This is a genomic window from Clostridium estertheticum (assembly GCF_018861295.1).
GTDB lineage: Bacteria > Bacillota > Clostridia > Clostridiales > Clostridiaceae > Clostridium_AD > Clostridium_AD estertheticum_D.
Genome location: NZ_JAHLDM010000002.1, coordinates 96792 through 112606, shown reverse-complemented (window position 1 = coordinate 112606; position 15815 = coordinate 96792). Strand labels below are relative to the sequence as shown.

The following is a 15815-nucleotide window of genomic DNA, read 5'->3' as shown; positions in this document are numbered from 1 at the left end:
ACATAGCATTATTACTGTGGTATAATTTATAAACAGTAATAATAAAAAGGTGAGGTGTTTTAATGAAAACTATAGTTGTAGCTGGAGGATGTTTTTGGGGTGTAGATGCTTATATGTCAAAAATAGATGGTATCGTTGAAACTAAGGTTGGGTATGCCAATGGTATAAAGAAGGACCCTACGTATGATGAGGTTTGCAGCGGAAACACCGGTCATGCAGAAGCTTGCTTAATAAGTTATGATGAAAAGGTGGTATCACTCGAAAAAATATTAAATAAGTTTTGGGCAGTAATAGATCCTACTGCTATTAACAGGCAAGGAGCTGATGTAGGTAGTCAGTACAGAAGTGGTATTTATTACTCTGATAAAAGTGATTTAGATATTATATTAAACACAAAAGATAAAATTCAAAGTAAATATGAGAAGATTATAGTTACTCAGATACAACCTCTTTCTTGTTTTTATGATGCTGAAGATTATCACCAAAAATATCTACAGAAAAATCCGGGAGGATATTGTCATATTGATTTAAATGCTAATTAGTACAAAAATATAAAAACAAGGTTGTGTAAAATATACACTTCCTTGTTTTTAATAATTTTGGTTACTATTTATTGATAAATAAAACTATCTATAAATTTAAAGAGTCTTTGTACATTTTTAGTATATCTTCTTTTCCTACAGGGGTGGGATGATTTTTTAATTTATCTTTGTTTAATGTCATGTTTTCCGCATAGGAACATATATCTTTATAACTTACGTTATCTATGCTTCCAAGCATATCATTTAAAAAGTCACCGAGTTCATCTAAATTTTCTATAGTTAATAAATATAAAATTTTTCTGACTCTGTGTTTATTTTCAGAAAATTGCAAATATGATTTTAAGAGCACTCCGTTTGCCATTCCATGTGGTATATTATGAAAATATGTAAGAGCATAACCCATTCCATGTGGAAGGGATGTGCCCGATTGTGCAATTACCATACCAGCTATGGTAGAGGCCAACATTAATTTTTCTCGAACAGCATAAGTAAAATCTTTTTCTTTTATCATATTTAAACATTCACCAAATAATTTCAAACCTTTTTCAGCTAGTGCATCGCTTATTGTATTTGATTTCGAAGATAAATAACCTTCTATTAAGTGAGATAATGCATCGATAGAAGTATTAATAGTTATTTTCTCCGGTAAAAACATTAAATATTTTATGTCTAGCATGGCGTAATCAGGAAATACTCTTTGACATATGCCATGTTTGGTTTTTAGTTTATTATCTGTAAGAATAGCATATGGTGTTGTTTCAGTTCCTGTTCCAGCTGTTGTAGGTACTGCAATCACAGGTATAGATTTAAGGCTAGGACTATCAAATAAATTATGAATTGTAGCATTTGTGTTATTTATTAACACACCAGCTGCTTTTGCAGAATCGATGGGAGATCCTCCACCAATACCTATAATAAACTTGGAATTTTGTGTTCTTCCAAGTTTTGAAATCTTCTCTACAGTTTCTAAAGAAGGATTTTCTTCTACATCATTAAAAACCTCGTAGACAATGCCTTCTTTATCTAATGCATTAGTAACATCTTTTAATGAACCGTTTTTGATTGATGAGGTCTTGCCGGTTACAATCAAAGCCTTTTTTCCATAAGAAGAAAATAGATTACTGTTTTTTAATATTACTTCTTTATCTAATATTATTTTTGTTGGCATATAGTAATTAATAAAATTCATTATATATCCTCCTTTTAGAATATTACATTCTGTATATATTATAACATTATGAACGTTATAATATATTATGATCTTGATTTTATATTTTTTTGTTTATTAGAATTAATTATAATTTATATTTTTATAGATTTATTTCCTTGGAAATATATTACAACCACTATCACAATTATAAAAGTAAAATGAAAAATGATTTATCAGCAATTGATTTTTTATTAATATACTTATATAATCCTTTATGAAGGCTTATTTATATATATTTCAATTTAAATTTTAAATCGTGTTTTTTATTTAGTAACAGATTATAAAATTGTCTTAAAATTATTTAACAAAAGAGTACATAAATAATTTTATAATAGAAAATTTATATTTATATAGTAACTAAAAATAAAATTAGGATGTGTTATAGTGGAAGAACGTTTGCAAAAATTTATGGCAAGATGTGGTGTTGCATCACGAAGAAAGTGTGAAGAAATAATTACTGCTGGTAGAGTAAAAGTAAATAATTTGGTAGTTTCAGAGCTTGGAAATAAAATTGACCCTGAAAAAGATAGTGTAGAGGTAGATAATAAAATTATTAATATAGAAGAAAATAAAGTTTACATTGCATTAAATAAACCAGAAGGGATAGTATCTACTGTAAAAGATGAGAAAGGCAGAGAGACTATTTTAGATTTAGTAAAGACAAAAGAAAGAATATATCCTATAGGTCGTTTAGATTATGATACATGTGGATTAATTATTTTGACTAATGATGGAGATATCTATAATAAGGTGATTCATCCAAGGCAGGCTATTAATAAAGTCTATATGGCAATACTTGAAGGTTGCCCAAATGAGGAAGAAATAGATACATTCTGTAATGGGGTGGATATTGATGGATATATTACTGCTAAGGCCGGTTTTGAAATTACTAAAAGAATCGGATTTAATTGCAGGGCTACAATTACAATACATGAGGGTAAGAACCGTCAAATTAGAAAAATGTGTGAGGTTATAGGCCATCCAGTTATTGCATTAAAAAGAATTTCTGTTGGCAATATTTTGCTCGGAAATATGGAAAAGGGAGAATGGAGAAATTTAACTTTTGATGAAATAAATTATTTGAAGAATTTATAATCTAAGGAATCATTATATGATGTATCTGAATAAGAAAATATTATACAAATGAATAATTCGTTGAAAATATCTTCAAAAGATGATAAAATGAAATAAAAAATTCATTTTATTATCTTTTGAAATTTTTATTTCATTTATTTGGATTAATATAGGAAGGATTGAGTTGATTATGGTAGATAGCAAACAAGATTTGATGAGGACTATTCAAATTAAATTTCCACGTTTAAGTAAAGGTCAGAAATTAATAGCAGAATATATTCTAAAACACTATGATAAAGCAGCATTTATGACAGCAGCTAAATTGGGAACTAGTGTAGGAGTAAGTGAATCTACTGTTGTAAGATTTGCTAATGAATTAGGGTTTAGTGGTTATCCTAAACTACAGAAAGCTCTTCAAGAATTAATTAAAAATAAATTAACTACTGTGCAAAGAATTGAATTATCAAATGATTTTATTACTCAGGAAAATGCGTTAAAAGGTGTATTAAAAGCTGATATGGAAAATATTCGCGCTACACTTGAAAAAATTAACCATAAAACTTTTGAGGATATAGTTAATTCACTATTTAAAGCTAGAAAAATATACATAATTGGACTTAGAAGTTCAGCAGCACTTGCAGAATTTTTAGCATTTCACTTAAATCTTATTCTAGATAATGTTAAAGTAGTTGCTTATGGTGTTAGTGATATATTTGAGCAGATGCTTTATGTTAATGAACAAGATATAGTTATTGGAATAGGGTTTCCTAGGTATACAACAAGAACAATTGAAGCATTAGCTTTTGCTAAAAGTAAGAATGCAAATGTTGTAGCAATTACAGATAGTTTATTATCTCCTTTAGCTACTAGAGCAGATTACACATTAATAGCTCAAAGTAATATGGCGTCATTTGTTGATTCTTTAGTAGCACCACTTAGTGTAATAAATGCATTAATTATTGCTGTGGGCTTACGAGAAAAAGAAAAAATTTCAAGAACATTTTCTACTTTAGAGGACATATGGGAAGAATATCAAGTTTATTCTTTTAAAGATAAGGATAGGGAATGAAAGATAAATTCTTAATCAAATGGTTTGAAGAGAATCCTTTCATTGGGATTCTCTTTTGAGGTTGTGTTTTACATATAAAGAAAATGAGTTTAAATGTATTATAATAAATTTTAAATGTAAATATTATAAGGGAGTGATTGTGTGGCAAAAGTAATTATTATTGGAGGAGGACCAGCAGGCATGATGGCAGCTGTTACGGCTTCATCAAAACATGAGGTGGTTCTCATTGAAAAAAATGAAAGATTAGGAAGAAAACTTTATATAACAGGTAAGGGTAGATGCAATATTACAAATGCTAAGGATATTGGTGACTTTTTTGAAAATATACCATGTAATCCTAATTTTTTATATAGTTCTTTATACTCCTTTACGAATGAAGATACTATGAGCTTTTTTAAAGAACTAGGAGTTAACCTTAAAGTTGAAAGAGGGGATAGAGTATTTCCTGAGTCAGATAAATCTTCAGATATTATAAAAGCTTTTGATATTGCATTAAAAAGTAAAAAGGTTGAAGTGTTATTAAATTCAAAAGTGAAAAGAATAGTTCGAGATAATCAGAAAGTTATTGGTGTTGAACTCGCTTCTGGAAATAATGTATATGGAGATTATATTATATTATGTACTGGTGGGTTATCATACCCACAAACTGGTTCATCAGGTGAAGGATTAACTTATGCTAAGGTTTTAGGACATAATATAATTAAACCTAAAGCATCACTTGTACCAATCGAGCTTGAGGAGGATTGGATTAAGGATTTACAAGGACTTTCTCTAAAAAACGTAGAACTTAATATTACAAATAGTAAGAATAAGAGCATATATAAAGAGTTCGGAGAAATGATTTTTACTCATTATGGAATTTCGGGACCCATTGTCCTAAGTGGAAGTTGTTATGTAAAAGAAGGAGAAAAATTAAAAGCTTTTATTAATCTAAAACCAGCATTGAGTGAAATTCAACTTGATAAACGAATTCAAAGCGATTTCTTAAAGTACGCAAATAAAGATTTTAAAAATTCATTAACTGATTTACTCCCTAGTAAACTTATTAATACAATTATTCAATTGTCTAATATTGATGAAGATAAAAAGGTGAATTCTGTTACTAAAGAGGAAAGAAAAATTTTAGTTAATTTACTTCAAAATTTACCGCTCACTATTAAGAGGCTTCGCCCAATTGATGAAGCAATTATAACTAGTGGTGGGGTAGACACTTTACAAATAGATGCTTCTACTATGAAATCAAAACTAATAGACAATCTTTATTTTGCAGGCGAAATGATAGATGTAGATGCATATACAGGAGGTTATAATCTTCAAATAGCATTATCTACAGGATTTTTAGCTGGAAATAGTGTAGGGGTAGATTAATCATACTTAAAAGAGTGTTTTAATTGATGGAGGGTGAATTATAATGGAAATTTCTATTGCTATAGATGGACCTGCAGGTGCAGGAAAAAGTACAATAGCCAAAATGATAGGTAAGAAATTCAATTTAATGTATATTAACACAGGGTCAATGTATAGGGCAGTTACATTAAAAGCTATGGATGCAAATATATCAGAAAATAATGTTCATGATTTAGTTAAATTAGTGGGATCTTTGGAAATGCATTTTGTAGAGGATCGTTTATATGTTAATAATGAAGATTTAACAAATATGATAAATATGCCAAATATAAGTAACAATGTCTCAAAATATGCAGCTGTTCCTGAAATTAGAGAAATTCTTGTAAAATTACAAAAAGACATAGCAAAAAAGTTTAATGTTATTATGGATGGACGCGATATTGGTACAGTTGTATTAAAAGAGGCTCCTTTTAAATTTTATTTAACTGCTAGTAGTGAAGAAAGAGCAAAAAGAAGATATGAAGAATTAATGTCAAAAGGTATAGAAGTTGATTATAATACTATTTTAAATGATATTATTAAAAGAGATTTTATTGATACCCATAGAGAGGTTAATCCACTTACAAAAGCGTCAGATGCTGTAGAAATAGATTCTTCGGATTTAGACATTGATGGAGTAGTAAATGTAATAGTATCTTATATTAATTCAAATATTTAAAAAATACTTTATCTATTGAGGTGAAAAAATGAAAGAAATAACACTTGCAGATTCAGCTGGTTTTTGTTTCGGAGTTAAACGGGCAGTAGACAAGGCTTTAGAAATAAAGGGAAAATATAATAAAAAAATATATACACTTGGACCACTTATACATAATAATGATGTTGTAAACTTTTTAAAAGAAAATTTAATATATCCAATAGAACTTGAAGACATTACAAGTTTAAAAGATAATGACACAATTATTATAAGATCGCATGGTGTATCTGAACAAACATTAAATATTTTAAAGAAAACTAATCTTAACATAGTAGATGCGACATGTCCTTATGTAGAAAATATTCATAAAAAGGTAAAAAAATATTATGATTTAGGATATCATATAATTATTGTAGGAGATAAAAATCATCCTGAAGTTATTGGAATTAATGGATGGTGTAACGACTGCGCAGTAATACTTAAAAGTGGTATTGATATTGAGACTACCGCAAATAAAGTATGCGTAGTAGCTCAAACAACCGAAAGGCAAGCTACTTGGGAACATGTATTAACTAAAATTATAAAGGTTAGTAAGGAAATAGTTGCATTTAATACTATTTGTAGTGCAACAGAAGTGCGCCAAAAATCTGCAGAAGAACTTTCAAAGAATGTTGATGCTATGGTTGTTATTGGTGGATTTAACAGTTCAAATACTACAAAGCTTTATGAAATATGTAAACAAAATTGTGAAAATACAATTCATGTAGAAAACCTATTAGATATATCAGATGAATTTATAAAAGATAAAAATGTTAAGAAAATAGGGGTAACAGCAGGGGCATCAACACCGGATTGGATTATTAAAGAAGCTATTTCAAAAATGAATTAGAAAAAAACGTGTAGCATAAAATTATGTATACACGTTTCTTTACGATTTGTAGTCCGAAATAAGTTATTCATAAAGATCTTAGAAATTATGCATCTATTTTTAGAAATTACAGAATACTAAATTAAAAATAATAATATAATTTAATAGTACTAATGTAGGGAGACAAAAATAAAAACTTATTTAAAAATAAAAATTAATGGAGTAAAGCTAAATGTATAAGTCAATAGGTCTAACTTTAAAAAACATTAATAATTTTCGTGAAATCAATAAATTTAATACTAACTTTAGTTTATCAAATAAAGATTTTTTTGCTCTGTATGATAACAGTAATATTATTCAAAAATTATTTATGAGAAAGAATGTAAATCTACTAATAGAAGACAATAATTATATAGGATATATATGGTTTGAGAAGCAAAATAAATATCATAGCTGCATAAACTCAATGAATGTAATAGAAAATGGTAATTTGATTTATTTTTATAAAAATTTAATTGGATCAGTTATAAATAATAGTTTACTAACTTATGAATGCGAAGATAACAAAGTAAATATTGATATTTTAAGTAAGTTAGGATTTAGCAGGACTAAGGGATTTCGGGAACTCGAAAAACAGTGCTCTGAACATTTTAATGCCTTTGTGACCAGTGAAATTACTTTTTCTATAGTAAAAACAAATAAAGATGAAAAATTACGTTGTTTATTACAAAATGAAATATTTAAAAATGATGACAGAATTCCAATAGATATAGAAGATATATATTATGATGAGGAACAAGAATATTATTTTGACAAAGGCGCAATATTCATTAAATGCAATAATGAACCTATTGGTTATGGTCAGATTATAGTTGAAGAAAAATCAGCAATAATAGTAAATTTCGGTATAATAAGGAAATATAGAAATCTAGGATATGGAAAAATACTTTTAGAGTATTTGCTAAATATAGCTATGGATAACAATTTTTCTAAAGTATCACTTCGTGTTGATGCAGATAATATTGTTGCATTTAACTTATATAGCTCTCTAGGGTTTAGGATTAAAAAAGAATTTTATACATGGCAAAAACTAAAACTTAAAAATACGAAAGTGGATAGATGATGTATATCTATCCACTTTCGTATTTTTAATTATTTATTTAATTCAACATATTTCTTGATTGCTATACCCAAAATTTCCATAGCATCTTTTAATGCGGTAGTATTTAAACAATATGATAATCTAATTTCGTTTACTCCAAGTCCCTTCGTTGCATAGAAACCTTGCGCAGGTGCAACCATAACAGTCTTATTATTATAATTAAAATCTGTTAATAACCATTTAGCAAAATCTTCAGCACTTTTTATAGGAAGCTTGGCCACTATATAAAATGCTCCAGTTGGTTTCTCACAAACGACACCTGGTATTTTTAATAAGTATTTGTACAAAATGTTTCTTCTTTCCTCATATTCTTTTTTTACCTCTGTAAAATATGATTTAGGAGTGTTAATTAGGTTTGCAGCAGCTACTTGCTCAATAACCGGTACGCATAATCTAGATTGACCTAATTTAAGCATCTGGGCCATAAGATATTTGTGCTTTGATGCAACTAAGCCAATTCTAGCACCACAGGCACTGTAGCGCTTAGATATACTATCAATCAATATTACTTTATCTTCGATATCTTTCATGTATAAAGCAGAAGTATATTTTAAATCATCATAAACAAATTCTCTATATACTTCATCAGATATTAAAAATATATCATTTTCTTTAACAATATCTGCAAGCATTCTTACTTCTGCTTCGGTATATACTACCCCTGTAGGATTTCCAGGATTTGATACCATTATTGCTCTAGTTTTCTTTGTAATCTTGCTTGTAATCTCCTCTTTGCTAGGTAAATGAAAACCGTCTTCAGCTTTGGTGATAAATGGAATGACTTTAACTGAAGCTAAATCGGCAAGCCCATTGTAATTTGTATAAAATGGTTCAGGAATTATAATTTCGTCACCTGGGTCACAAATAGCCATAAAAGCGAAAAGGATAGCTTCAGAACCTCCATTAGTTACTAGTATTTCACTTTTATAGAGTTTTATATTCCATTCGAGATAATACTTTATAAAGCTTTCAATTAATGGATCCATTCCTTGGGAATTTTCATACTTAAGCACTTTATCAGTGAAGTTATTGATTCCTTCCATAAATGTAGAGGGAGTGTGTATATCAGGTTGACCTATGTTAAGATGATATACACTTATCCCTCTTTTTTTTGCATCTTCCGCAAAAGGTGCTAGTTTACGAATTGTTGAAAATTGCATTGATTCCAGTCTATTAGATAAATTCATAATATTTCCCCCCATCCCAAATTAAAAAACTAACTAAACTCTTTTACAATGATTTCGACAGGAGAAGAGGATGCTTTTATATTTATCATATTGTTGTTATGATTACACATACAAAAATAACTTCTATCTCCTATACAATTAAACTGCATATGTCTATCCTTAATGTTTTCATTCTTTTTTGCATCATACATATTAAATCACTCCTTTTAGGTAGGTTATCCTAAAAGCTGAAATTTATTAAAAAAAGAAAAAACCAAGTAATAGAGCATTTACATAATTAAAAACACACAATAACATGTATATTATTTGATATATTATAACACAAAATTATCAATTAATATTCTATTCTGATTTATTCATATATTTAAAGGGAAATAAATTTATGATTAATTATATCCAATTAGTAAAAATGACTTTAAAAAAGTTTATAAATTATATATAATGATAGATAGTGATATTTTTTTATAAAGGAGAATGAACTAATGAATGAAACAATTAAATACTATATAGAAACCTGGGGATGTCAAATGAATGAAGAAGATTCAGAAAAATTATCCGGTATGCTAATACCAGCGGGGTATAAAAAAACATTGGATAAGGGATCTGCTGATATAATTATATTTAATACTTGTTGTGTTAGAGAGAACGCAGAACAAAAGGTTGATGGAAATATTGGGGCTTTAAAAACAATGAAAAAAGAGAATCCTAAGCTTGTAATTGCGGTTATTGGATGTATGATGCAGCAAGATGGTATGGCAAAACATATAATTACTAAATTCCCATTTGTAGATATTATTATTGGGACTCATAATGCATATAAATTTCCAGAGTATTTAAAAAGAATACAGAGCGGAGAATCATCTATTGTTGAAATTTGGGACAAGGAAGAAAATATTATAGAAGGAATTCCAATAGAAAGGGAAAATACTTTAAAAGGTTTTGTTACAATTATGTATGGTTGTAATAATTTTTGTACTTATTGCATAGTACCTTATGTAAGAGGACGCGAACGTAGTCGAAAGCCAGAAGATATCATTAATGAAATAACAGCTATGGTTGGACAAGGGTATAAAGAAATAACCTTACTTGGTCAAAACGTTAACTCTTATGGAAAGGGATTAACTCCTGAAATAAATTTTGCTCAGTTACTTCGTAAAATCAATAAAATTGAAAATTTGGAGAGATTAAGATTTATGACGTCTCACCCAAAGGATTTATCTAATGAAGTAATAGAAGTTATTGCCGAGAGTGACAAGATTTGTGAACATGTTCATTTACCAGTACAATCAGGTTCATCTAATCTTTTAAATAAAATGAATAGACATTATGATAGAGAGCAATATTTGGAGTTAGTAAAAAACATTAGAAATACAATACCTAATGTAGGAATAACTACTGATATAATAGTTGGATTTCCAGGAGAAACCGAGGAAGATTTTGCGCAGACTCTAAGCTTAATGGAAGAGGTTAAATTTAATTTAGCGTTTACTTACCTTTACTCTAAAAGAAAGGGAACACCAGCAGATGAAATGTTAGATCAAGTACCAGAGGACGTTAAGCATGAGAGGTTCAATAGATTAGTAGAAGTTGTTAATAGAAATTGTGCAGAAAAAAACAAAGCATGCGTAGGGAAAATTGTAGAGGTACTTGTCGAGGGGTATAGTAAAAAAGATGAAAGTAAATTGACTGGTAGAACTAGAAATGGGAAAGTAGTGAACTTCGAGGGAAATGGCAATGTTGCCGGCGATCTCGTATCAGTGTTAATAACAGATTCACATTCTTTTTCACTTTTTGGTGAGGAAATATAAACTAACAAAAAAATTATAGTAACTAATTTAATATCTGTGATTATTTATAAAGATTCAATTTATGTGCTTAAGGCAATTTATATAATCACAGAGAAAAACAAAGGGGAATGGCAATGGCATTAACTCCAATGATGATACAATATTTTGAAGTAAAAGAAACATGTAAGGATTGTATTTTGTTTTTTAGACTAGGTGATTTTTATGAAATGTTTTTTGATGATGCACAGCTTGCAGCAAAAGAACTCGAACTTGTGCTTACTGGGCGTGATTGTGGGCTTGAAAAAAGGGCACCTATGTGCGGAATACCACATCATGCAGCAAACATATATGTAGGAAGGCTAATTGCAAAAGGATATAAGGTTGCTATATGTGAACAAGTAGAAGATCCAGCGCTCGCTAAGGGAATCGTTAAAAGAGAAGTAATTAAAATAATCACTCCAGGAACTTACACTGATTCTGGGTTTTTAGAAGAAACTAAAAATAATTATATTATGAGCATATATATTAATAAAGAGAATAATTTTTGTGGTTTATGTTTTTGTGATGTATCAACAGGTGAATTTACGTGTACTGAGACTAAACTTAACATTGTCACCATATTAGATGAAATTTCAAAGTTTACACCAAAAGAAATTATTGTCTCAGAAGATATAGCTGATGAAATACTAAAGGTTATAAAAGAAAGATTTAATGTGTCATATTCTGCATATCCTAATGACTTTTTTATTATTAAAAATGATAACATAATAAAAAATCAATTTCATAATTATAGTGAGAAAACTTTCTCACAAACTTTAATAAGTAGTATTTCAGGGCTACTTAGTTATATTATAGATACACAAAAAAAATCGCTTTCTCATATAGATACTATAGAATACTATGATATTTTAGATTATGTAAGTTTAGATGCAAATTCTAGGAGAAACTTAGAGCTAACAGAAACTTTAAGAGATAAAACTAAGAAAGGTTCTTTATTATGGGTGCTAGATAGAACTAATACTGCGATGGGAGCTAGAAGACTACGTAAGTGGTTAGATCAACCTTTAATAAACAAAAAGTCTATAGATGAAAGATTAGAGGCTGTAGAAGAAATTAAGAATAATACAACGCCCCATGAAGATTTAAAAGATGTGCTTGTTGATATATATGATATAGAAAGGTTAGTTGGAAAAATTTCTTCGAAAAACGTCAATGCCAAAGAATTGATTTCTCTAAAAAACTCTATAGAAAAAATACCAAAAGTAAAATCAATTATATCAGTGTTAAATAGTAAATTAATGAATAAAATATATTTAGAATTGGATGATTTGCAAGATATACATAATATATTAGATAAGTCTATTATAAATAGTCCAGCTATTTCCATTAAAGAAGGGAATATTATTAAGGAAGGTTTTAATAGCGAGATAGATGAGTTAAGACTTGCTAAGGCTCATGGTAAGGAATGGATTGCTACTTTAGAAAGTGATGAAAAAAGAATAACTGGAATAAAATCACTAAAAGTTGGGTACAACAGAGTGTTTGGTTATTATATTGAAGTAACTAAATTAAATATTCCATCTATTCCAGAGGGTAGATATATAAGAAAACAGACTTTATCTAATGCAGAAAGATATATTACTCCTGAACTTAAGGAAATGGAAGATAAGATTCTTGGTGCACAAGATAAGCTAGTAAATATAGAATATGAGATATTTACAGGTATACGAGAAGAAATTGAAAAACATATAGAAAGAATGAAAAACACAGCAAAGCTAATATCAGAAATAGATTGTTTAAGTTCACTTGCTACAATTGCTTTAGAAAACAATTATACCAGGCCTAAGATAAATAAAAAGGGCATTTTAAACATAATAGGCGGAAGACACCCTGTAGTTGAAAAAATGATGCCTACGAATACTTTTATTGAGAATGATACATATATGGATGAAAAGGATAACCAATTATTATTAATAACAGGGCCTAATATGGCAGGTAAATCTACATATATGCGTCAAGTAGCCTTAATAACTATTATGGCTCAAATGGGAAGCTTTGTTCCTTGTGCGTCAGCAGACATATCAATCTGTGATAAAATCTTTACAAGAATAGGAGCATCTGACGATCTTGCAGCAGGTAAAAGTACTTTTATGGTAGAAATGTGGGAAGTATCAAATATATTAAAAAATGCAACCAATAAAAGCTTAGTTTTACTTGATGAGGTAGGAAGAGGTACTAGTACTTATGATGGTCTAAGTATAGCTTGGTCAGTAATTGAGTACATTTGTAAAAATGCTAATTTAAGGAGTAAAACCTTATTTGCAACGCATTATCACGAGTTAACAAAACTAGAAGGAATAATTAAGGGTGTTAAAAATTATTCTGTAGCCGTGAAAAAAATTGAAAATGAAATTGTATTTTTAAGGAAAATTGTACCTGGAGGTGCTGATGAGTCTTATGGTATTGAGGTAGCTAAACTAGCAGGGTTACCAAAAGATGTAATAAATAGGGCGAATGAGATCCTAACTTCACTAGAAAAAAATAATACTAGTACGGAAATTAACTTTATTAACAAGAAACCTGAAAAAGTAGATAAATCTATTAAGTCAAGTGACAAAGTTAATGAGGAAAATATTGTGGAGAAAGAATCAGCGGTAACTTATGAAGCTGATATAGTGCAAGATGAGGTTACTCAAATAAGCTTTACAGATATAGAAAAGGATAATATATTAAAAGAAATTAAAAATATAAATATTCTTAATCTAACACCTATGGATGGTTTTAATAAGTTATATGAATTAGTTAATAGGGCAAAGTTGTTATAATGATAACGAAGCTACTATTATGATGTATGAGTTATTATAAGAGTAGCAAAGGATGTGATTTATTATGAGAATTAATATATTAGAAGTTGAAACCTCAAATAAAATTGCTGCAGGTGAGGTGGTAGAAAGGCCATCATCTGTAGTAAAGGAATTAGTTGAAAATAGTATAGATGCAGGTGCTAAAAATATTACTATAGAAATATTAGAGGGCGGTCAAAAAAATATAAAGGTAATTGATGATGGTTCGGGTATTCATGCAGATGATATAGAAAAAGCTTTTTTACCTCATGCTACTAGTAAAATAAAATATGTTGAAGACATATATAAAATACATTCATTAGGGTTTAGGGGAGAAGCATTACCTAGTATAGCTTCAGTATCTCGGACGTTGTTAAATAGTAGAACAAAAGAGTCTCCATTTGGCATGGAAATATCTCAGTCATCAAGTGATGTACTATACATTAAAGAAGTTGGATGTAATGTTGGGACAACAATAGAAGTTAAGGATTTGTTTTTTAATGTACCAGCAAGACAAAAATTTTTAAAATCACCACAAAGAGAATCTGCTTTAATATCGGATATTTTAGGAAGACTAGCACTCGCTAATAATGAAATTTCTTTTAAATTGTCAAATAATGACAAAAAGGTATTTTCTACTTTTAGTTCTACACAGCCTCGTGACACTATTAGATACATATATGGCAAAGAGGTTGCGGATAATATTACGAGTTTTGAAAAGTATAATGACGTAATGTCCGTACATGGGTATATTGGTAATGCACAGATAAGTCGTGGAAGCCGTAACAGGCAAAGTATTTTTGTTAACAAAAGGTATATTAAAAGTGGTTTAATTACCGCTGCTGTGGAAAATGCTTTTAAATCTTTTTTGACTATTAATAAATTTCCGTTCTTTGTTATATTTTTAGATATTTTTCCGGAGTATATAGATATAAATGTTCATCCACAAAAAACTGAAATTAAATTTCAGGAAGATAAAGCAATATTTAAGTTTGTTTTTGATGCAGTTCATACAGCAATTGCTGATAGTCTAAGAGGCAATTTTGACGTTACAGAAGATGATGATAAAAATAATGATAATAATGAAAAAAGAAATGAGAATGAAAACAATAGTGCAAAAGAAGTTGAAAAGAACACCATAAAAAAAGATGTTTATGATTTTAATAGAATAATTATAGATGAAAAAGTCAAAGAGGAACTGGAAAAGAGTGTTCAAATTCCAATAGACTTTAAATATAAAAGGCAAAATAATGAAAATGAAGCAGATAGTTTTATGGAGTCTTCTTATGCACATTCAAGCATTCCAAAAGTTACAAGTAATTTAGATAGTGAATTTGTAAGTGAAGTACAAAGCATAAGTGAAAATGTCAAAGAAAGTGGTAATATTAATCAGGAGACGGGTGAAATCACAACATCAAACGAAGTTTCTAAAATTTCAAAGTTTCCAGAGCTGCGAATTATAGGACAATTTAATAAAACTTATATAATTGGTGAGGCATATAATGAACTTTACCTAATTGATCAACATGCAGCTCATGAAAAGGTATTATTTGAGAAATATAAAAAAGAAATTAAAAACGCGCAGGTAGTGTCTCAAATTTTATTAGTACCAACTGTAATAGAACTAAGCGTGGATGATTATGCTTATTATAGTGAAAATGTAGTTGTGTTTAATAATACTGGTTTTAATATTATTGAATTTGGGGAAAATACAATTAGTATAAAGGAAGTTCCTATAATCCTTGGTAAACCAGATATTAAAGATCTTTTTAATGAGATATTAGATAACTTGAAAAATATGGGTAGTGGTGAAACAATACAAATTAAATATACTCGTATAGCAACGCTTGCATGTAAAGCGGCTGTAAAGGCTAATAATCTGTTATCAGATTTAGAAATGAATAAATTAATTAATGATCTAAGATACATCAATGAGCCTTTTACTTGTCCACATGGAAGACCTACAATAATAAAAATTACACTTAATGAATTAGAAAAAAAGTTTAAAAGAATACAATAGAAAAGGTGA

At 28.8% G+C, this 15815-nt stretch carries 12 protein-coding genes and 1 pseudogene; 10 read left to right on the top strand and 3 right to left on the bottom strand.

Annotation, left to right across the window (positions count from 1 at the left end; translation table 11 throughout):
- Positions 1-62 precede the first annotated feature (62 nt).
- Complete coding sequence (gene msrA / locus KPL54_RS02930) at positions 63-542, top strand: peptide-methionine (S)-S-oxide reductase MsrA (protein ID WP_216104532.1); 480 nt, start codon at positions 63-65, stop codon at positions 540-542.
- Between the two features lie 88 nt (positions 543-630).
- Here the strand turns inward: msrA and KPL54_RS02925 are convergent, their stop codons facing one another.
- Complete coding sequence (locus KPL54_RS02925; RefSeq protein ID WP_216104530.1) at positions 631-1731, bottom strand: iron-containing alcohol dehydrogenase family protein; 1101 nt, start codon at positions 1729-1731, stop codon at positions 631-633.
- A 405-nt stretch (positions 1732-2136) separates the two neighbouring features.
- Here KPL54_RS02925 and KPL54_RS02920 point away from each other — a divergent pair, with 405 nt between their 5' ends.
- The 6 genes and pseudogenes from KPL54_RS02920 (at position 2137) to KPL54_RS02895 (ending at position 7930) form a co-directional block, all read left to right on the top strand.
- On the top strand, positions 2137-2847 hold the full coding sequence (locus KPL54_RS02920; protein ID WP_216104528.1) for a pseudouridine synthase: 711 nt from the start codon (positions 2137-2139) through the stop codon (positions 2845-2847).
- A gap of 169 nt (positions 2848-3016) precedes the next feature.
- On the top strand, positions 3017-3895 hold the full coding sequence (locus tag KPL54_RS02915; RefSeq protein ID WP_216105015.1) for a MurR/RpiR family transcriptional regulator: 879 nt from the start codon (positions 3017-3019) through the stop codon (positions 3893-3895).
- Between the two features lie 141 nt (positions 3896-4036).
- Positions 4037-5263: an NAD(P)/FAD-dependent oxidoreductase gene (locus KPL54_RS02910; RefSeq protein WP_216104526.1), complete on the top strand. Its 1227-nt coding sequence runs from the start codon at positions 4037-4039 to the stop codon at positions 5261-5263.
- Positions 5264-5306: 43 nt separating this feature from the next.
- On the top strand, positions 5307-5960 hold the full coding sequence (cmk, locus tag KPL54_RS02905) for a (d)CMP kinase (RefSeq protein WP_216104524.1): 654 nt from the start codon (positions 5307-5309) through the stop codon (positions 5958-5960).
- Between the two features lie 28 nt (positions 5961-5988).
- Positions 5989-6825 (top strand): annotated as a pseudogene (locus KPL54_RS02900) (4-hydroxy-3-methylbut-2-enyl diphosphate reductase); the annotation flags it as partial.
- 214 nt (positions 6826-7039) lie between these two features.
- A complete protein-coding gene (locus tag KPL54_RS02895) occupies positions 7040-7930 on the top strand; it encodes a GNAT family N-acetyltransferase (RefSeq protein WP_216104520.1) in 891 nt (296 codons plus the stop codon).
- Between the two features lie 29 nt (positions 7931-7959).
- Here the strand turns inward: KPL54_RS02895 and KPL54_RS02890 are convergent, their stop codons facing one another.
- Positions 7960-9156, bottom strand: coding sequence for a pyridoxal phosphate-dependent aminotransferase (locus tag KPL54_RS02890; RefSeq protein WP_216104512.1), 1197 nt, complete (start codon positions 9154-9156; stop codon positions 7960-7962).
- Between the two features lie 29 nt (positions 9157-9185).
- Positions 9186-9347: a hypothetical protein gene (locus KPL54_RS02885; protein WP_153882472.1), complete on the bottom strand. Its 162-nt coding sequence runs from the start codon at positions 9345-9347 to the stop codon at positions 9186-9188.
- A 291-nt stretch (positions 9348-9638) separates the two neighbouring features.
- Between KPL54_RS02885 and miaB the strand changes: the two genes are divergently transcribed.
- The 3 genes from miaB to mutL all read left to right on the top strand — a co-directional run bounded on the left by miaB (position 9639) and on the right by mutL (position 15806).
- On the top strand, positions 9639-10964 hold the full coding sequence (miaB, locus tag KPL54_RS02880; RefSeq protein ID WP_216104510.1) for a tRNA (N6-isopentenyl adenosine(37)-C2)-methylthiotransferase MiaB: 1326 nt from the start codon (positions 9639-9641) through the stop codon (positions 10962-10964).
- 113 nt (positions 10965-11077) lie between these two features.
- Positions 11078-13768 (top strand): DNA mismatch repair protein MutS, encoded by a 2691-nt coding sequence (gene mutS, locus KPL54_RS02875; protein WP_216104508.1) that lies wholly within the window; start codon positions 11078-11080, stop codon positions 13766-13768.
- A gap of 64 nt (positions 13769-13832) precedes the next feature.
- Positions 13833-15806, top strand: a complete 1974-nt coding sequence (gene mutL, locus KPL54_RS02870; protein ID WP_216104506.1) for a DNA mismatch repair endonuclease MutL — start codon at positions 13833-13835, stop codon at positions 15804-15806.
- The last annotated feature ends 9 nt before the right edge of the window (positions 15807-15815 follow it).

What these genes read in the sequence shown, in the direction of transcription:
- mutL (WP_216104506.1), top strand. Translation starts at nt 13,833, where the DNA reads ATGAGAATTAATATATTAGAAGTTGAAACCTCAAATAAAATTGCTGCA.
- mutS (WP_216104508.1), top strand. Translation starts at nt 11,078, where the DNA reads ATGGCATTAACTCCAATGATGATACAATATTTTGAAGTAAAAGAAACA.
- msrA (WP_216104532.1), top strand. Translation starts at nt 63, where the DNA reads ATGAAAACTATAGTTGTAGCTGGAGGATGTTTTTGGGGTGTAGATGCT.
- miaB (WP_216104510.1), top strand. Translation starts at nt 9,639, where the DNA reads ATGAATGAAACAATTAAATACTATATAGAAACCTGGGGATGTCAAATG.
- cmk (WP_216104524.1), top strand. Translation starts at nt 5,307, where the DNA reads ATGGAAATTTCTATTGCTATAGATGGACCTGCAGGTGCAGGAAAAAGT.
- KPL54_RS02915 (WP_216105015.1), top strand. Translation starts at nt 3,017, where the DNA reads ATGGTAGATAGCAAACAAGATTTGATGAGGACTATTCAAATTAAATTT.
- KPL54_RS02890 (WP_216104512.1), bottom strand. Translation starts at nt 9,156, where the DNA reads ATGAATTTATCTAATAGACTGGAATCAATGCAATTTTCAACAATTCGT.
- KPL54_RS02885 (WP_153882472.1), bottom strand. Translation starts at nt 9,347, where the DNA reads ATGTATGATGCAAAAAAGAATGAAAACATTAAGGATAGACATATGCAG.
- KPL54_RS02895 (WP_216104520.1), top strand. Translation starts at nt 7,040, where the DNA reads ATGTATAAGTCAATAGGTCTAACTTTAAAAAACATTAATAATTTTCGT.
- KPL54_RS02925 (WP_216104530.1), bottom strand. Translation starts at nt 1,731, where the DNA reads ATGAATTTTATTAATTACTATATGCCAACAAAAATAATATTAGATAAA.